This is a genomic window from Robertmurraya dakarensis (assembly GCF_900156875.1).
GTDB classification, from domain to species: Bacteria; Bacillota; Bacilli; order Bacillales; family Cytobacillaceae; genus Robertmurraya; species Robertmurraya dakarensis.
The window spans coordinates 2,240,304-2,257,703 of sequence record NZ_LT707409.1 but is presented as its reverse complement, the minus strand read 5'-3'; the positions used below and the strand labels follow the sequence as shown (position 1 = coordinate 2,257,703).

General features: G+C 38.4%; 20 protein-coding genes. 12 read left to right on the top strand and 8 right to left on the bottom strand.

Annotation, left to right across the window (positions count from 1 at the left end; translation table 11 throughout):
* Positions 1-145: 145 nt before the first annotated feature.
* From cccA to CZ487_RS19775, 3 genes are all read left to right on the top strand, one after another.
* Positions 146-511, top strand: a complete 366-nt coding sequence (cccA, locus tag CZ487_RS19785) for a cytochrome c550 (RefSeq protein WP_077214002.1) — start codon at positions 146-148, stop codon at positions 509-511.
* A 160-nt stretch (positions 512-671) separates the two neighbouring features.
* Positions 672-1,403 carry a tRNA (adenine(22)-N(1))-methyltransferase gene (locus tag CZ487_RS19780; RefSeq protein WP_077214001.1) on the top strand — a complete coding sequence of 244 codons (732 nt, stop codon included), beginning with the start codon at positions 672-674 and terminating at the stop codon, positions 1,401-1,403.
* Positions 1,381-2,496, top strand: coding sequence for a Nif3-like dinuclear metal center hexameric protein (locus tag CZ487_RS19775; protein ID WP_077214000.1), 1,116 nt, complete (start codon positions 1,381-1,383; stop codon positions 2,494-2,496). The genes CZ487_RS19780 and CZ487_RS19775 overlap by 23 nt, the downstream gene beginning before the upstream one ends.
* Positions 2,497-2,534: 38 nt before the next feature.
* Here CZ487_RS19775 and CZ487_RS19770 read toward each other — a convergent pair whose 3' ends face one another.
* Positions 2,535-3,476, bottom strand: a complete 942-nt coding sequence (locus tag CZ487_RS19770) for a 4-hydroxy-3-methylbut-2-enyl diphosphate reductase (protein ID WP_077213999.1) — start codon at positions 3,474-3,476, stop codon at positions 2,535-2,537.
* A gap of 142 nt (positions 3,477-3,618) precedes the next feature.
* The gene (gene vrrA, locus CZ487_RS19765; RefSeq protein WP_077213998.1) at positions 3,619-4,239 is read right to left on the bottom strand and encodes a VrrA/YqfQ family protein; all 621 of its coding nucleotides are present in this window, start codon (positions 4,237-4,239) and stop codon (positions 3,619-3,621) included.
* A 194-nt stretch (positions 4,240-4,433) separates the two neighbouring features.
* Between vrrA and CZ487_RS19760 the strand changes: the two genes are divergently transcribed.
* Positions 4,434-5,744 (top strand): DEAD/DEAH box helicase, encoded by a 1,311-nt coding sequence (locus CZ487_RS19760; protein WP_077213997.1) that lies wholly within the window; start codon positions 4,434-4,436, stop codon positions 5,742-5,744.
* 22 nt (positions 5,745-5,766) lie between these two features.
* Entirely contained in the window at positions 5,767-6,660 is an 894-nt protein-coding gene (locus CZ487_RS19755) for a deoxyribonuclease IV (protein WP_077213996.1), read from the top strand.
* Positions 6,661-6,766: 106 nt separating this feature from the next.
* Here CZ487_RS19755 and CZ487_RS19750 read toward each other — a convergent pair whose 3' ends face one another.
* Positions 6,767-7,021, bottom strand: coding sequence for a DUF2624 domain-containing protein (locus CZ487_RS19750; protein WP_077213995.1), 255 nt, complete (start codon positions 7,019-7,021; stop codon positions 6,767-6,769).
* Between the two features lie 185 nt (positions 7,022-7,206).
* Here CZ487_RS19750 and CZ487_RS19745 point away from each other — a divergent pair, with 185 nt between their 5' ends.
* The 3 genes from CZ487_RS19745 to CZ487_RS19735 are packed head-to-tail and all read left to right on the top strand — an operon-like array spanning position 7,207 to position 9,262.
* The gene (locus CZ487_RS19745) at positions 7,207-7,995 is read left to right on the top strand and encodes a metal ABC transporter ATP-binding protein (RefSeq protein WP_077213994.1); all 789 of its coding nucleotides are present in this window, start codon (positions 7,207-7,209) and stop codon (positions 7,993-7,995) included.
* Positions 7,992-8,834, top strand: a complete 843-nt coding sequence (locus tag CZ487_RS19740; protein WP_077213993.1) for a metal ABC transporter permease — start codon at positions 7,992-7,994, stop codon at positions 8,832-8,834. The genes CZ487_RS19745 and CZ487_RS19740 overlap by 4 nt, the downstream gene beginning before the upstream one ends.
* A 14-nt stretch (positions 8,835-8,848) precedes the next feature.
* Positions 8,849-9,262, top strand: a complete 414-nt coding sequence (locus tag CZ487_RS19735) for a Fur family transcriptional regulator (protein WP_077213992.1) — start codon at positions 8,849-8,851, stop codon at positions 9,260-9,262.
* A gap of 26 nt (positions 9,263-9,288) precedes the next feature.
* On the opposite strand, the gene CZ487_RS19730 is transcribed toward CZ487_RS19735, so the two are convergent.
* Positions 9,289-9,855, bottom strand: a complete 567-nt coding sequence (locus CZ487_RS19730) for a 5' nucleotidase, NT5C type (protein ID WP_077213991.1) — start codon at positions 9,853-9,855, stop codon at positions 9,289-9,291.
* 117 nt (positions 9,856-9,972) lie between these two features.
* Here CZ487_RS19730 and CZ487_RS19725 point away from each other — a divergent pair, with 117 nt between their 5' ends.
* Positions 9,973-10,467, top strand: a complete 495-nt coding sequence (locus CZ487_RS19725; protein ID WP_337189759.1) for a DUF4190 domain-containing protein — start codon at positions 9,973-9,975, stop codon at positions 10,465-10,467.
* 66 nt (positions 10,468-10,533) lie between these two features.
* On the opposite strand, the gene ispG is transcribed toward CZ487_RS19725, so the two are convergent.
* Positions 10,534-11,637 (bottom strand): flavodoxin-dependent (E)-4-hydroxy-3-methylbut-2-enyl-diphosphate synthase, encoded by a 1,104-nt coding sequence (ispG, locus tag CZ487_RS19720; protein ID WP_161949691.1) that lies wholly within the window; start codon positions 11,635-11,637, stop codon positions 10,534-10,536.
* A gap of 210 nt (positions 11,638-11,847) precedes the next feature.
* Positions 11,848-12,204, bottom strand: a complete 357-nt coding sequence (locus CZ487_RS19715) for a hypothetical protein (protein WP_077213989.1) — start codon at positions 12,202-12,204, stop codon at positions 11,848-11,850.
* Positions 12,205-12,388: 184 nt separating this feature from the next.
* Here CZ487_RS19715 and CZ487_RS19710 point away from each other — a divergent pair, with 184 nt between their 5' ends.
* Both CZ487_RS19710 and CZ487_RS19705 read left to right on the top strand, forming a co-directional pair.
* Positions 12,389-13,144 carry a CHASE3 domain-containing protein gene (locus CZ487_RS19710; protein ID WP_077213988.1) on the top strand — a complete coding sequence of 252 codons (756 nt, stop codon included), beginning with the start codon at positions 12,389-12,391 and terminating at the stop codon, positions 13,142-13,144.
* Between the two features lies 1 nt (position 13,145).
* Positions 13,146-13,892: a methyl-accepting chemotaxis protein gene (locus CZ487_RS19705; protein ID WP_077213987.1), complete on the top strand. Its 747-nt coding sequence runs from the start codon at positions 13,146-13,148 to the stop codon at positions 13,890-13,892.
* Between the two features lie 47 nt (positions 13,893-13,939).
* On the opposite strand, the gene CZ487_RS19700 is transcribed toward CZ487_RS19705, so the two are convergent.
* Positions 13,940-14,707 carry a DUF1189 domain-containing protein gene (locus CZ487_RS19700; protein WP_077213986.1) on the bottom strand — a complete coding sequence of 256 codons (768 nt, stop codon included), beginning with the start codon at positions 14,705-14,707 and terminating at the stop codon, positions 13,940-13,942.
* A gap of 240 nt (positions 14,708-14,947) precedes the next feature.
* On the opposite strand from CZ487_RS19700, the gene CZ487_RS19695 reads away from it, so the two are divergent.
* The gene (locus tag CZ487_RS19695; RefSeq protein WP_202617859.1) at positions 14,948-16,576 is read left to right on the top strand and encodes a Na/Pi cotransporter family protein; all 1,629 of its coding nucleotides are present in this window, start codon (positions 14,948-14,950) and stop codon (positions 16,574-16,576) included.
* A 55-nt stretch (positions 16,577-16,631) separates the two neighbouring features.
* Here the strand turns inward: CZ487_RS19695 and CZ487_RS19690 are convergent, their stop codons facing one another.
* Positions 16,632-17,333 (bottom strand): Crp/Fnr family transcriptional regulator, encoded by a 702-nt coding sequence (locus tag CZ487_RS19690; RefSeq protein WP_084783338.1) that lies wholly within the window; start codon positions 17,331-17,333, stop codon positions 16,632-16,634.
* Between the last annotated feature and the right edge of the window lie 67 nt (positions 17,334-17,400).

Genomic DNA, 17,400 nt, shown 5'->3' with positions numbered 1-17,400 from the left:
GACTGAAAATTTGTCTTTTTTCCGAACTTCTGTGACAAAGTTTACTTTAGGGCTTTTCCTTCTGACGATTTTCGAGTAAAATAAAGATTGTTTGCACATATATTTATCATCTGATTAAGTGTACGTACATAAGGGAGGTTAAAGCATGAATCGAAATCCAATTATTCCATTCGTTCTAATTATGGTCATTGGGATAGCTGCTATGTTCTTGATGTCCTTTAAGGGACTTGGCGATATGGAAGAAATCGCTGCGGAACAAGAAGGCGGTGGCGAGCAGACTGATACTGCAGCTGCGACACCAGAAGAGCTTTACCAGCAAGCAGGCTGTATTGGTTGTCACGGCGGAGATTATTCAGGTGGTGTAGGTCCAGCTCTAATTGGTGTTGGCGATAAATTAAGCCCTGAAGAAATTCAAGACATTCTTGTAAATGGTAAGGGTTCCATGCCTGGTGGTTTAGTTACAGCTGAACAAGCTCCAGAAATGGCTGAATGGCTGGCAGGTTTAAAATAATCATTTATAGAATTAAGGAAAGTCCTTTGCATAAGTAAAGGACTTTTTTTATACTTTAAGAAGGTTTAACTCTCTAATGGTAGGAAAAGACATCAATACCCGCCCATTATGGCGGCAGTACGTGTTTTCTAAAATGTAAATACAACGAAGTGGTGAGAAAATGAATACAGAAAAGTTATCCAATCGGCTGGAAACGGTGGCAAAGTATATACCAGAAGGATACACACTAGCCGATATTGGTTCAGATCATGCTTATTTGCCATGTCATGTAGTCCAAGCCGGGAAGGTTCCTTACGCGGTCGCTGGGGAAGTTGCAGAAGGTCCGTTTCAATCAGCAAGAAAACAGGTACAGCTGGAAGAGCTGACTGAAAAGGTTCAGGTAAGAAAAGGAGACGGGCTCGAAGTAATCAAACCTGGAGAAGTAGACTGCATTACAATTGCAGGAATGGGTGGAGCTCTAATTGCTAGCATTCTTGAGAATGGGAAAGAAAAACTCGAGAATGTAAAACGGCTGATTTTGCAGCCTAATCTTAGTGCCATTTCGATTAGAACTTGGCTTCTTGAATCAGGCTGGGAATTAATTGCCGAAGAGATTTTGGAGGAAGATGGCAAAATTTATGAGATACTTATCGCTGAAAAGGGAGATCCGAAAAAACCTTATGTAAACGATGACCTTTCAACAGGTCTATTACTCGGGCCTTTTTTAAAGAAAGAAATGGAGCCTGCTTTTCAAACAAAATGGCAAGGTGAACTGAAAAACTGGAAGAGAATTTTGCAACAATTAGATCGTGCGTCACGGTCAGAGGAAAACGATAAAAAGAGAGAAGAACTGCAGGAAAAGATAAAGATGGTGGAGGAGGCAGTTGATAATGAAGAAAGTAAACGGCCATGAGATTATTCAATGTTTTGAGCAATTTTCTCCTAAGAGTTATGCTATGGAAGGAGATAAGATTGGCTTGCAGATTGGGTCTTTAAGTCAAAAGATTGAAAATGTATTAGTCGCTCTCGATGTTACGAATGAAGTAGTGGATGAAGCTATTGAAAAAAATGTTGGCTTAATCATTGCGCATCATCCGCTTATTTATCGTCCATTGCAAAAAATTAATACGGAGACAAAGGCTGGTAAAATTATTGAAAAACTAATCAAACATGAAATTGCTGTTTATGCCGCCCATACTAATTTAGATGTGGCTAAGGGCGGTGTAAACGACTTGCTGGCAGAAGCTCTTGGTTTATCTAACATAGAAGTACTTTCACCTACATATGATGTGAAGTTAAAAAAATTGGTTGTCTTTGTACCTGAGGAGAACGCAGATGGTCTGAGAGAGGCGCTGGGCAATGCTGGAGCAGGGGCGATTGGCAACTATAGTCATTGTTCGTTCTCCGCTTCTGGAACTGGTCAGTTCCTTCCTGGTGCGGGGACAAATCCTCATATTGGAACCAGTGGAAAGCTTGAACATGTAAATGAAGTTCGTATCGAAACGATATATCCAGAACATCTTGAGAAAAAGGTTCTTTCTGCCATGTTTAAACACCATCCATATGAGGAAGTTGCCTATGATATATATCCTTTAGATAATAAAGGGGAGTCGCTTGGTTTAGGGAGAATTGGGACCATCAAAGAGATGTCTTTAAAAGAGTTTGCGCAACATGTCAAAGAGGCACTAGATGTAAAAGGAGTCCGTGTAGTTGGAGATTTAAATGACAAAGTAAAGAAAGTGGCCGTTTTAGGCGGCGATGGGAACAAATATTTTATGTCAGCTAAATTTAAAGGTGCGGATGTGTATGTGACAGGAGATATTTATTACCATGTAGCACATGATGCTATGATGGAGGGGTTAAATATGATTGATCCTGGTCATAATGTCGAAAAAGTAATGAAGAAGGGTGTTGCAAGCATTTTATCAAATATGTTTAAAGAAAAGGGGTACGACGTTTCAATTTTCCCTTCAGAACTCCACACAGATCCTTTTCAATTTCTTTAAGAAAAAAGAAACCGGGCCTTAGCCTGGTTTCTTATCTACTATGCTCTTTTCACCTTAGGAAGTATTTTATTTAATGGAACCTTTTTCTCAGCCTTCCAAGTGGATTCGTCATTAGGATCAAACTTTTCAATAAATGAAATCACTTCTTTTGTGATTGGTGTCGGCGTAGATGCTCCAGATGTAACAGCAACCGTGGATGCGTCTTTGATCCAATTGATATCCAGCTCTGACAAATCACCAATTCGATATGCTTTTGTACCAGCAATTTCTTCAGAAACTTGAGCTAGGCGATTTGAATTATTGCTTTTAGGATCACCTACCACAATCGTAACATCAGCTTCACCTGCTTGTGTAGCAACCGCTTCTTGACGAACTTGTGTGGCATTACAAATTTCATTATGGAATTCAGCATTAGGATATTTTTCTCTTAAGCTATCCATGATATGCCCTACATCCCACTGACTCATAGTTGTCTGATTGGTTACAACAAGCTTTTCATCTTTAAGGGTTAGATTTTTGACATCATCCAGGTTTTCCACAAGGTGAACAGCGTGTGGAGCCACACCAACGGCTCCTTCAGGCTCAGGATGACCTTTCTTGCCAATATAGATGATTTGGTAACCTTGTGATGTCTTTTCTTGTATCAGGTCATGTGTTCTCGTCACATCAGGACAGGTGGCATCAATCGAAACTAAACCTTTTTGCTTCGCTAATTCCCTTACTTCAGGTGAAATTCCATGTGCGGTAAAAATAACGGTTCCGCCATCCACTTCTTCGAGAATTTCTTTTCTATTATTTCCATCCAGCGTGATAATGCCGTCTTCTTCAAAGGCATCTGTTACATGTTTATTATGAACAATCATTCCGAGGATATAGATTGGTCTTGGTAAAGATTTATCTAATGCCGCGTTTCTGGCAATGACCATAGCATCGACAACACCATAGCAATAACCGCGTGGCGATAATTTTATTACTTTCAAATTTGGTACCTCCTAATAACAGGTTTGCTCTTAATCTATGATTTCATTATATAGGACTTTTCACAAAACCTCAATTTGTGGTTGATTGGTAGAAATAGTTAGCACCAAAGAAAAAAGAATGCGCTGTTCGGCATTCTAAAGTTTATATATATAATTTTGGAGTAGAAGTACCCTTAGTGCTTTGTTTTTTCATAGCAGGGATTTCTTCCTCCTTTTTAGGTGTTGAAGCTTTTTGCTTTCTTTTTCTATGAGTTTGTTTCTTAGGAAAAGCTTCAGATGCTGCTTCTAAGCTTGAACTTTCTGTTGGCTTTTCTTCTTCTTGAGAATCAGATGGCAGGTCTTTAAATCCTTTGTATAGCTTCCACATAGCAGGTAAATTGCGAACAAGTGGACCGTATTGCTGAACCATCGGACCAATTTGTTGAGCTGTATTGAGCACCTTTTGGGTATTGGATAGGAATCCGCTAATGTTCTGAGGATTACTGAGGGCTTTTAGTATTCCTCCTCCACCCCCGCTTCCAGTTCCGCCGGTAAAGGCACGACTAGCATTTGCTGGACCGAATGGATTGACTGCTCCCCCTTGGGTTCCTCCTTTACCAAGGAGTTTTGCAAGCAGACCTCCGCTTCGCTGCTGCATACCTCTCTGCATTCCTTGGCCCATCCCCATTCTGCTCATCGGTGGAAAGTTACCTCTGCTCATACCAGAGTGCATCATTCGCGGGGGTACTCTTCCTGGAAATGGTCCTTGTGGTCTTGGCAACATATGGATGCCTCCTTTCTAACATCTCACTCTTATTAACTTATGCACTTTTAGTTAATTGGTTTAGGTTTTTGCGGATATCATGAATTTTTGCTATAAAGTAGTAAGGTATTGGTGAAAATGGACATAAGTGGCGCTTTAAACGAAACTTTATTATAATTTAGACTTGTGGAAAACAATTACGAAGGAGCAGTTCAATGACTGGAGCAAAATTTCAGGAATATCAGTTAAAACCATTTATAATGGATGCATTAAAAAAAATCGGTTTTTTTGAACCGACAGAAATACAGGAAAGGCTCATCCCCTTAGTCCTTAAAGGGGAAAGTGCGATTGGTCAATCCCAGACAGGAACAGGAAAAACACATTCCTATATTCTTCCAATCATAGATCAGATTGTGCCAGCGAAAAAGGAAGTACAAGCTGTTATAACAGCTCCTACGAGGGAGTTAGCGGATCAAATATATCATGAGATTTTAAAAATTACAGAGCTGGCAGGCGAAGACGAACAAATTATGACACGCTGTTACATAGGCGGAACAGATAAACAAAGAACGATCGAAAAGCTTAAAGTGCAGCCGCATATTGTTGTAGGGACACCGGGCAGAATCAATGACCTAGTAAAGGAACAGGCGCTATTTGTTCATCGAGCTGCGAAGCTGGTTGTAGATGAGGCAGACTTGATGCTGGATATGGGCTTTATTGAGGATATTGATCAGATTGCCTCTAGAATGCCGGAAAAACTGCAAATGCTCGTATTTTCTGCTACCATCCCAGAAAAATTAAAACCGTTTTTAAAAAAGTATATGGAAAACCCAGCATTTATTCATATTGAACCAAAGCAGCTAACAGCAGTCAAAATTGATCATTTGCTCATTCCTTCCAGACATCGTAATAAAAAGAATCTGGTTTTCGAATCGTTATCGATCTTAAATCCTTATCTAGCGATTGTGTTCACAAACACGAAAAAAATGGCGGATGAGGTGGCTGATGCATTAGTCAGTAAGGGGATGAAAGTCGGCAGGATTCATGGTGACCTATCCCCAAGAGAACGTAAGAAGATGATGAAGCAAATTAAAGATTTGGAGTTTCAATATATTGTAGCAACAGACTTAGCTGCAAGAGGGATTGATATTGAAGGTGTCAGTCATGTCATTAACTATGAACTGCCGACAGACCTGGATTTTTACGTACACCGTGTAGGACGAACTGGCAGAGCTGAGTTCTCAGGAACGGCATTGACGATTTATGACCCGTCGGATGAGGATGCTTTGAACCGTTTAGAAAAACTAGGAATTGAATTTAAGCATGTAGATCTCCAACAAGATGAATTGGTTGAGATTGGTGATCGCAATAAGCGAAAAAAACGTCAACGCGTCATCGACGAAGTGGATGTTGCAGCTAGAAGCGTGATTAAAAAACCGAAAAAAGTAAAACCGGGTTATAAAAAGAAAATGCAGCAAGAAGTGGATAAATTTAAGAAAAGACAAAAGCGGATAAAAAAGAAATAGAGCGGCAGGGGAGAGATGTTTCTTGATTAAAATTGGTTCACATGTTTCGATGAGTGGTAAAAAGATGCTGTTAGCAGCCAGTGAAGAAGCGGTATCTTATGGATCTAATACATTCATGATTTATACTGGTGCACCCCAAAACACGAGACGAAAGAAAATTGAGGATTTGAATATTGAAGCAGGACGTCTTCATATGCAGGAAAATGGCATAGATGAGATTGTTGTTCATGCTCCGTATATTATTAATATTGGAAATACAACAAATCCAGATACGTTTGATTTAGGGGTACGATTTTTGACAAGTGAAATTGAACGGACGGAGGCGCTTGGAGCAAAACAAATTGTTCTTCATCCTGGAGCACATGTTGGGGCAGGAGAAGAGGTTGGAATAAAAAGGATCATTGAAGGTTTAAACGAAGTTTTAACTGGAAAGGAAAATCTGCAAATTGCTCTTGAAACCATGGCAGGAAAAGGATCTGAATGCGGAAAGTCATTCGAGGAGCTGGCGCAAATCATAGATGGCGTCACACATAATGAGAAATTGTCCATTTGCTTTGATACTTGTCATACGCATGATGCAGGTTATAATATCGTTGAAGATTTTGATGGGGTTCTCGAAGAATTTGATAAAATAATCGGGATCGACCGCTTGAAGGTATTGCATATCAATGATAGTAAAAATACAAAGGGAGCAAGAAAAGACCGACATGAAAACATCGGCTTTGGTCATATTGGATTTCAAGCATTAAGCTACATTGTCCATCACCCACAGCTTGCCGACGTTCCTAAAATCCTGGAAACGCCTTTTGTAGGTGAAGATAAGAAGGATAAAAAACCGCCATATAAACACGAAATTGAAATGCTTCGTTCAAAAGAATTTAATGAAAATTTATTAGAAGCAATCACAGCAGGATAGAAAAAGCTGACTCCAACTACACTATTAAGTGATTCATTGGAGTCAGCTTTTTTTTTGCTCCTTTGTACACCTGAGGCGGACAGTGTCTTTTTTAGGTACCTGGTACCTATTTTGTGAATTGGATGAATATTTGGTTTACGGATTTGGCTGTTTCTGGACCTGCGATTTTGGCTATTTCTTTGATGAGTTTTGCTCTCTCGGTGTCATTAAAAATATTTACATGTCTTCCTCTTAAGTATGACGCTATTTTATTGGCCTGGCTTTTTGTTATGGAAATTTGAAACTGGTTTCCGTATTTAATTAGTTCATCACCTGTTATGGTGTTAATTTTGTGATTGATAATGTTCTCAAAAATTTTCATACTTTCACCACCTCAATTTTAACCTATGTGGTGTGAAATACATTCGTGACGGAAATTTTTTAACTAAAATGGGGAGAACGTATCCCTGCTTAAAAAGTGAGGCTCATTTCTTTACTTTAACAACCAATTCCTGTATACTCATTTTGTTAAATCGTAATGATTCCATTTTAAATTAGGTGATAGTTTTGAATACAGATCAACCCATTATTCAAATACATGATTTATACTACCGTTATGAGAAAGAGAATGTCCTTGAAGACATTAACTTGAGCATTCCTTCGGGAGCATTTTTAGCGGTTGTTGGACCAAACGGTTCCGGTAAATCGACGCTGTTAAAGCTTATATTAGGACTTCTAAAAGTCCAAACAGGAGAAATAAAAGTGTTTGGCGAAGACATTAATCGCTTTAAAGAACGGCATTTAATTGGATTTGTTTCACAAAAAGCAAATTCCTTCAACACGGGTTTTCCTGCGACGGTCTATGAGGTGGTGGCGAGCGGCCTCACGAAAAAGGTTGGACTTTTTAAGTTCTTGACCAGTGGAGACAAACAAAAAGTTTTTGAAGCGATTGAATCGGTTGGTTTAACGAAATTTATCAATCGAAATATTGGTGATTTATCTGGCGGGCAGCAGCAAAGGGTGTTTATTGCAAGGGCTCTTGTCAGTGATCCAAGACTTCTGATATTAGATGAACCGACCGTAGGTGTGGATGCACAGCACGTTCAGTCATTTTACGAAATGCTTGAACAATTAAATAAAGATCTCGGTATTACATTGCTGTTAGTTACTCATGACATAGGAACCATTTCGAATAAGGTCACCCATGTGGCATGCCTAAATAAGCATTTGTATTTTCACGGGAATTCACATGAATTTGAACATTTCCAAGAACATGGAGTGTCAGAGTTTTATGGTTATGATGTAAATCTTCTTACGCATGAGCATCATCATCACCATGAAGGAGTAAAGCGATGATAGAAGCGATATTTGAATATGAGTTTTTACAAAATTCCTTTTTGACAGGGGCTATAATTGGGATTATTGCTCCTTTGCTCGGTGTATTTATTGTTGTCCGACGTTTATCCCTTATTGCAGATGCACTTAGCCACGTAACACTAGCCGGAATTGCGGCAAGTCTATTTATTGAAAAAAAATTCCTGCTATTTTCGGGGTTAAATCCGTTGTACATGGGGATGATCTTTTCTGTTTTTGGATCGGTATTAATTGAAAAACTGCGGAGTGTTTATAAAGATTATCAAGAGCTGGCGATTCCAATCATCCTTTCTGGGGGAATTGGGCTTGGTGTGATTTTTATTTCTTTAGCGGAAGGCTTTAACACCGATTTATTTGGTTATTTATTTGGCAGCGTGAGTGCTGTGAGCAGAATGGATCTTTATGTGATTCTAGCTATCAGCATTATTGTTATCACCTTAATCGTACTCTTATATAAGGAATTATTTTTATTGTCCTTCGATGAAGAGCATGCTACAGCTTCTGGTATTGCTGTTAAACGAATTCATTTTATTTTCATTGTCATGGTTGCGCTTGTGATCGCTGCTTCGATGAGAGTGGTGGGGATCCTTCTAGTATCATCGCTTATGACACTGCCAGTGGCCGCAAGCATCAGATTTGCAAAAGGGTTCAAACAGACAATCCTATTTTCCGTTTTGTTTGGCGAAACATCTGTGTTAGGGGGATTAATTCTGTCCTACTACTTAGATTTAGCACCGGGTGGAACGATTGTGATGATCGCTGTTCTTATCTTGATCGCGACGATTGTTATTAAAAAAATATATTCCGCAAGACCTGCATAATGAGGTGAGAAATTTTGAACGTAAATGAAGCGTTAAATATTTTAAAGGAAAAAGGATATAAACATACGGGGAAACGAGAAGAAATGCTGGCACTTTTCTCGAGCAGCAATAAATATTTAACAGCTAAAGAAGTACTCGATTGTATGAAAGAGGATTATCCAGGATTAAGCTTTGATACGATTTACAGAAATTTATCGATGTTTGTTGATTTAGGAATACTTGAGATGACAGAATTGTCTGGGGAGAAACGCTTTCGCATTTCCTGTTCACATAAAGAGCATCATCATCATTTTATTTGTTTGGAGTGCGGGAAGACAGAAGAGATTGAGACTTGTCCGATGAAAGAATTACAAGAAAGTCTAAAAGGGTTTGACGTTTCAGGACATAAATTTGAAATTTACGGACGCTGCCCTGAGTGTAATGGATAAACGGCTTGTTTGAGACAAGCCGTTTTTTATGTTTTAAGCCAATGTTCTATCCAAGAGCGAGCCTCAGCCCAGTTATTGACGCGAATGACTCCATCTGGAACAGGGTCTTGATTATAGGGTGTATTAAATAATATTACTGGAATCTTACATTCCTCGTGAATCATGACCGCATTGTCATGTTTATCTTCTAAGAAAATTTCTAGGTTATACTTTTTGACTTGATTTACCTTATTATGTTTGCCAAGCAGCTCAATATGTTGGTATGGGATTCCGTGCAATTTGAACCAATCTGTGGTTTCTTTTACTAAATGAATACTTCGAGCACTGATAAAATAAAGTTCATGCTCCTTTCCCCATTGTACTAGCACCTCTTTGGCCCCTTCTGCTAATGGTGACTCGGAATAAATCAATGCTTCATGTTCTAACCACCATTTTGAAAAATCTTCCTCTGATACATCCAGAAATAGGGACAAATTATAATCCTTAATGTCATCTAAGGTTAAATTAACATTAAATGATTTATTCATGTAAGGAATAATAGTGGCAGGATGAGTAACTGTTCCATCAATATCAATGCCGAATTTTTTTTTCATGCTGATCCCTCCATAGAAGAGTTTATCAAAACAATGAGAGAAGTGACAGACATTTACAGATGTAAAATTACGATATAAGCAAACAATATAAAGGCTCCATAAAGAAAGCGAGGGATCATGATGGCAGATCAAGAACGCACAAACAATAAAGTAGTGGATCTTCGTAAAACTGAACCGAATGAAGAGACGACGCGTTACGGTGCTGCGGATTATCTAGAGGAAACCTCAGCTGAAATGGCGGCACCTGTTTCATCTGAAAGAAGTAATAGCATGGAAAATAATCAGACCTATGCAAGTAAGGAACCTAAACGTTATGGCGCTGCTGATTATAGAGAAGAAACTGCAGCTGAGATGGCGGCACCTGTTTCATTTGAGAGAAAATATAATGCGGAAGACAATCGCGAAACTGAATCTGCTGGTCGTGGAATTGGTTTTGCGGCATTGATCTTGTCGATTATTTCTCTGTTTGTCTCTCCAATTCTTTTTGGTGCAGCTGGAATCGTGTTAGGGTTCGTAGCTCGAAAAAGAGGAGCACGGAGCCTTGGCAGCTGGGCGATCGGTCTTGGCGCAGTATCAATTATTGTCGGCATGTTTATAGTGCCATTTTTCTAGAACTTTTCAAGGAAGGAGCACTTGAAAAGAAAAGGCTTGGCGAAATACTCGCCAAGCCTTTATTATTTAGACCTTTTCAGCTGCTGCTTCTGCTTCCTTTTTTGCTAAATATTCTGCAGCAATTTGATCGATTTCTTTCTTTAACTCTTCAACCATCGTTTCCTCAGGCACTTTACGGACGATCTCTCCCTTGCGGAAAAGAAGTCCTTCTCCACGTGCTCCTGCAATCCCTATGTCGGCTTCTCTTGCTTCTCCAGGCCCGTTAACAGCACAACCGAGCACTGCCACTTTAATTGGAGCTTTAATTTTTTGGATATATTCTTCAACCTCATTTGCGATGCTTATGAGGTCAATTTCAATACGGCCGCATGTTGGACATGAGATAAGAGTAGCTGCATTCGAAGAAAGTCCAAAGACCTTTAAAAGTTCTCTAGCAACTTTAACTTCTTCAACAGGGTCGGCACTTAATGAAATACGCAATGTATTTCCAAGTCCCTTACTAAGAATTGCCCCTAGTCCTGCAGCACTTTTGACCGTTCCGGCAAACAATGTTCCTGATTCCGTAATTCCTAAGTGAAGCGGATAATCAAAAGCCATTGAAGCTTTTTCGTATGCCTCAATTGCAAGATTAACATCAGATGCTTTCATTGATACGATAATATCATGGAAGTCCAAGTCTTCTAAAATTTTGATATGGTGCAAAGCACTTTCTACCATTCCATCGGCAGTAGGGTATCCGTATTTTTCCAGAATCCTTTTTTCTAAAGAGCCGGCATTTACACCGATACGGATCGGAATTCCTTTTTCTTTAGCAGCTTTTACCACTGCTTCTACCTTTTCTCTTTTACCGATATTCCCGGGGTTGATGCGGATTTTATCTGCACCGCCTTCAATCGCTTTAAGTGCTAGCTTATAATCAAAATGAATATCAACCACAAGTGGGATATTGATTTGTTTTTTTATTTCTGGGATAGCATTTGCTGCACGTTCATCCGGGCATGCTACACGAACAATTTGGCAGCCTGCTTCCTCGAGCCGCTTGATTTCAGCAACAGTTGCTTCGACATCATGAGTTTTAGTTGTTGTCATACTTTGAATAAATAGTTCATTACTGCCGCCAATGGTAAGGGGTCCTACTTTGACGGGCCGTGTTTTTGTACGATGTATCATTTCACTCAACAGTGATTCGCTCCTTTTATTTCGGCTATATGATTTACCATGTTGGTCTAAAGGGTAAGTTATAAACCCAAAACAATATACAACCTATAATAAAGCCTTAATGTAAAGAAATGCACGAGAAGTATTCATATTATCATGCATATGAATTTATTGTATCAGTGAAATGTTCAAATTGACAAGAAACTTGTTGTCTTTAATGGATTAATCAGCTAAATCTTGATAATTTGGGAATTTGTACGTTTTGCCTCGTTGGATCTTCTCTGGTGCTAATCCGTTGTTTAATTTCTTAAAATCGACTACTGCATCTTGTATAGGAACGGGCACAGCATCATTTAAGTGACTTTCGATTATGGACAAGACAGTATCCCCGTTCTTTACTTCTTTTTCAAAATAAGCCAGATCCAAGTTGTCGTTATCACTCTTCACAGCTTCTTCCGTTTTCTTTATCTCTTCTTCGGCAATCGCTTTAGTCGTTACGGGAAGCGTTCCCGTGGTTAAGTCGAAATAAATGACATATACAACAATAATAAAGGCAACTAGTCCAAGAAAACGTTTCATGAAGGAACTCCTCCCCGTCTTATTATGAGCACTTCCTAATAGATATGCCTGTACAAAACGGATTAGACCTGAAAAAGGTAGTGATTTAGAACTAGTATAATTATCATAAAAATAACAATGCATTTACATTTCCTTAATATTGTTTTGACATAATGACTTCTAAGGATTGGGGAGGATGTATTTGTTGAAAAGGCTTGTAAAATTTATCACAAATAAAATGAGTAGGAAGAACTATTTCGGAAAGATCATATCTGCAAGATTTGTGGGGAGCAAATTTAAAAAAATAGGTTTTTTCATTCCTTCGACGATTAGAGGGAAAATTTTTATTAGTTTTTGTACCATCTTGTTAGTCTCGGGAGGGCTTGCTGTTTATTCGATTATAAATACAGTCAAAGCAAATGCATTAGCAGAGGAATTAATCTTAGAGGATTCAAGGGAACTTACACTTCTCCAGAACCTGCGATTTAATATGGCTGAAAGATTAATGCTTGTAAATAACTATTTATTAGATGGTGCGCCAGTTTCAATTGATAAGTTTCAAGAAAATATGAAAGCCAGCCAAGCTCTTGAAGAGGAGCTGTTGGTGAGGATAACAGGTGATGAAACGGAAGCAGAAATACAAAAGCTAATCGCTGACGGTGCAAAATGGAATGAAATTATTATCGCAAACGTAGTGAATGTCTATGAACAAGGAGAACAAAGACAGGCATTTTTAAATTTAGGCGCGGAACAATTTAAAGCAGAACAAACCATGCTTGCTATGAAAACATTGGCGGAAGAAAAACAACAAAGAGTAGAATTAATGGGCAGCAACATGATTGCGAGCGGCAATAAAGTGAGTGTATGGACAATAATCTTTACGGTCGCAGCCGGTGTCATATTCATAAATGTAGCATTTGTTTTATCAAGGTCTATCTATAATCCGATCAGGGATGAATGAATTGAATAAAAGCTTAGTTACATTGACTGCGTCCATAAATGAATTAGAAAGCTCTGCCACTCAAGTCGCAGTCGGTGCGAATAACGGGAATGATGTTGTTCATCAAGCGGTTGATCAAATGTATTTAATTAATCATTCTGTTCGTGAAGTTTCTCTTGTCCTTGAAACTTTAGGAAAACGCTCAAATGAAATCAGTAAAATCACAGAAGTAATCACAAGGATTGCTGAGCAAACGAATCTGCTTGCTCTCAATGCCGCAATTGAAGCTGCACGGGCAGGGGAGCATGGTAAGGGTTTTGCAGTGGTAGCTGATGAGGTTAGAAAGCTTGCGGTGCAGTCCAAGGAATCTTCAAATCAAATTGTTCATGTTATCACTCAAATCCAGGAGGATACTCAAAATGTGATTCAAGCCATGAACAAAAGTACGAAAGATGTCCAAAAGGGAACACTGGTTGTAAATAAGGCAGGAGAATCTTTTGGAGAGTTTACTCAATTCGTTGAAGTAATCAGCACCTCGATTAATTCGATCAATGATTTTGTTGAGACGATGACTAACTCTTTTGATAGGGTGAATGCAAATATCCAATTGCTTACAGAAGCAGCTAAGGATAACTCAGCATATTCACGCACTGTAGCGATATCGGCGGAACAGCAGCTTGCAACAATTGAAGAAATAACTGCTTCAGCTCAAACCGTAAATGATATGACACTAAGGCTGATACAAGTCCTGCAAAAATTTAAAATCTAAGTAAAATCAAGACCGGCTCACACGTAAAGATTGTGGCCGGTCTTTTATTATATTTGTTCCTTTTGTATTTCTTTAAGTGCTAAGTATAAAACTAAAACTGAAATTAACCAGCTAAGTACAAATCCAAACGGAACAACTGTATGAAGGAAGTCCATAATCATAAAGAAGACGGTTGACAAGGTCATGCTGTAAGCAGCCATTCTCCATATGTATCTGTAAGGCAATGTATTGCCGTTATCTTTTTTGAGAATGAGTCCGACTAGTGCAAGAATCGTTACTCCAATAAACTTTATTCCGCTAGCAAAAAGATAAATAACTATCGAAAAAATCGAAATAATAATAACTAAAAGGGAGTCAATCGTATCGACGAATTGGAGCATATCATCCTTTGATAAAGAGATATCGCTTAGCATAGAATATGAAAAAGAATCAATTGTTCCTCCAGCTGTAACAGCCAACTCATTTTGTAATAGCGCAAGGGAATCAATCGAAGAATCTAAGTCATTGACGCTTAGGTCTCCGCTTGGATCAAAAATAATTGTGAATCCCCCCTGATGAATAGTAATAGTTTCATTATGGGAGGAGGTAAGTTGACCGTTTTCAATGAGAAAAGAAGGGAGTTTCTGTTGTATAGTCTCCTGAGCTAAATTAATTCCATTTACTAAAGCGGTGCTGAAATAAACAATAGTAGGAATGACAGACAGAAACGTTAATATAAATACGTATAGAATGGTTTTCCCAATTCCTTGGGAACGAAAAGAAGAAATATGTTTTGGTGAATACAAACTTACAATTAATTGCTTAAAAATATTCAAATCGTACACCCCCGCAGTTAAATTTCTTTTATTATTCTAGCTTGTATTAGCGGCATAGTACAAGGAAGTAAACTTTGTATATTAATTATTGTTTGTAATCTTTTTGTAACATAAAGGAGCATTGTTAAGGAATTGTAAAATTCATAAATAAATTCTTTACATTCTTATACCCTCTAATCCATAATAAAAAAGGGTTTCGAGAAAATTGTCGAAAAATCTACTTTTAGGGGTTGAAAGGTTTTGGAACTTGACGTTCAACAAATGTTATTTGAGTTTATTGGTGGACTGGGTATCTTCCTATTTGGTATCAGCTTTATGGGAGATGGACTCCAAAAGTCTGCTGGCGATAAACTAAGAGATATTCTAGACCGGTTCACAACGAATCCCTTTATGGGAGTTCTGGCTGGGATTTTTGTTACAGTATTGCTGCAAACCAGCAGCGGAACAACTGCGATCACGATCGGTCTTGTAAGTGCTGGCTTTATGAATTTAAGACAAGCTATTGGTGTAATTATGGGTGCGAATATCGGAACGACGATTACCGCATTCATTATTGGGATTGATATTGGTGCATATGCATTGCCAATATTTGCTGTAGGATCTATCATGCTGTTCTTCTTTAAAAGTAAAAAAGTACATAATATCGGGCAAATTGTCCTAGGTTTTGGGGCCCTGTTTTATGGATTAGAACTAATGAGTGCAGGTATGAAACCACTTCGAAGTCTTGAAGCTTTTCATGATCTTACGGTTAGTATGAGCTCTAATCCTATATTAGGTGTTGTCATTGGAACGGTATTTACGGTTATTGTACAAAGTTCCAGTGCAACAATTGGGATCCTGCAAGGTCTTTTCGCAGAAGGGCTTATCAATATAGATGCAGCGCTTCCGGTATTATTTGGTGATAACATCGGTACAACGATTACCGCTGTCCTTGCATCAATCGGTGCTTCTGTTGCAGCAAAAAGAGCAGCAGCGACTCATGTATTATTTAATTTAATCGGAACAACTATTTTCTTGATTTTATTACAGCCGTTTACAATGCTTATTCAATGGTTTGAACGAGTGTTAAATTTAAACCCCGAAATGGTGATTGCGTTCGCACACGGAACGTTTAATGTAACGAATACTCTAATCCAATTTTGGTTTATAGGCTTATTGGCACTAATTGTTACAAAATTAATTCCTGGCGAGGACTCTGTCATTGAATATAAAGCAAAACATTTAGACCCTGTATTTATTGAGCAATCCCCATCTATCGCTCTTGGTCAAGCAAAGGAAGAGGTACTAAGGATGGGACAGTTTGCTGTATTAGGGTTACAAGAGACGCATAATTATCTAAGAACAAAGCAGCAAAAACACGCAGATACTGCTACTCAGTTAGAAGATGCCATTAATAATTTAGACAGAAAAATTACTGATTATTTAGTGGCACTGGCGTCAAGTTCTTTATCTGAAAATGAATCAGAAGAACACAGTATTTTGGTTGACACAATTCGTGATATTGAACGAATCGGCGATCATTACGAAAACGTCCTTGAATTAGTGGAATACCAGCAATCGAACAAAGTAAAATTAACAGATCAAGCAATGAAAGAACTGGATGAAATGTTTGAGTTAACGATAACAACCGTTCAGGAAGCAGTACAAGCGCTTGATCATAAGGATCGTCAGCTTGCCTTAGATGTGGTTAAGAAAGAAGAAACGATTGATAAAATGGAAAGAAAACTTAGGAAACAGCATATTCTCCGCATAAATGAAGGACTATGCTCAGGTCAATCAGGGATTGTTTTTGTCGATATTATCAGCAACCTTGAACGTGTCGGAGACCATGCAGTGAATATTGCAGAAGCCGTAATAGGCGACCGTTAAAGGTTAGAAGAAAAAAAGAGAAAGAATTAGTCATCACACTAATCTTTCTCTTTTTTTAATTAATTCCGCAAATTTCAAAAGGACAGTTCTGACAATCGACCGTTTCTTTTAAATAATTGATGTTTTTAATCGTGAATTTTTGCTGATCATAGGATAGGATGTCCTTTTCTCGCAGGTCCTTCAACATCCTTTGCACAACTTCTCTCGTACCATAAGTCAAATTGGCCAGTTCCTGATGTGTTAAGGGTATATCAATCAAAATCCCTTCTGGGGTCATTACCCCGTAGCTGTTACAAAGACGGATAAGGATGGAATATAGGCCGCCTTTTTTACCATTCATCAAAAGATCCTGACATTTCATTTGTGCCTTAAGATAGCGGGTACTTAGCCAAGAGGTTAGCGTATTCATTACCGTCTCATGTTTTAAGGCAAATTGTTCAAAATCTTCGCGCTTAATCATAAGCAGTTCACAATCAGTTATCGCTTTAGCATAAAAGTGATATTTTGGCTGATGTTTGAATAGCTGGTATTCTATGATTATCTCTTCACCGCTAAGAATCTTTAAAATAAATTCTTTTCCTTTCATATGAACTCTGCCGATGGCTGCACTTCCTTGAAGTAAAATATAAATATGTTTGACAGGGTCCCGTTCATTAAACAAAATAGTCCCTGCGTTAACTTTTTGAACATTTTCTTTATCTATAAACTCTTGAATTAATAGACTATAAAGAGAGATATTGATATTAAATTCTTTCAAAAATGTCACCCCAATCTTCTCTATAAGTTGATTTAATAAAAAGTCGGGGTTAAAGTCAATAAACCAA

Coding starts and splice junctions, on each gene's coding strand:
- cccA (WP_077214002.1), top strand. CDS start 146: ATGAATCGAAATCCAATTATTCCATTCGTTCTAATTATGGTCATTGGG.
- CZ487_RS19780 (WP_077214001.1), top strand. CDS start 672: ATGAATACAGAAAAGTTATCCAATCGGCTGGAAACGGTGGCAAAGTAT.
- CZ487_RS19775 (WP_077214000.1), top strand. CDS start 1,381: ATGAAGAAAGTAAACGGCCATGAGATTATTCAATGTTTTGAGCAATTT.
- vrrA (WP_077213998.1), bottom strand. CDS start 4,239: ATGTTGCCAAGACCACAAGGACCATTTCCAGGAAGAGTACCCCCGCGA.
- CZ487_RS19760 (WP_077213997.1), top strand. CDS start 4,434: ATGACTGGAGCAAAATTTCAGGAATATCAGTTAAAACCATTTATAATG.
- CZ487_RS19750 (WP_077213995.1), bottom strand. CDS start 7,021: ATGAAAATTTTTGAGAACATTATCAATCACAAAATTAACACCATAACA.
- CZ487_RS19740 (WP_077213993.1), top strand. CDS start 7,992: ATGATAGAAGCGATATTTGAATATGAGTTTTTACAAAATTCCTTTTTG.
- CZ487_RS19730 (WP_077213991.1), bottom strand. CDS start 9,855: ATGAAAAAAAAATTCGGCATTGATATTGATGGAACAGTTACTCATCCT.
- CZ487_RS19725 (WP_337189759.1), top strand. CDS start 9,973: ATGATGGCAGATCAAGAACGCACAAACAATAAAGTAGTGGATCTTCGT.
- ispG (WP_161949691.1), bottom strand. CDS start 11,637: ATGATACATCGTACAAAAACACGGCCCGTCAAAGTAGGACCCCTTACC.
- CZ487_RS19715 (WP_077213989.1), bottom strand. CDS start 12,204: ATGAAACGTTTTCTTGGACTAGTTGCCTTTATTATTGTTGTATATGTC.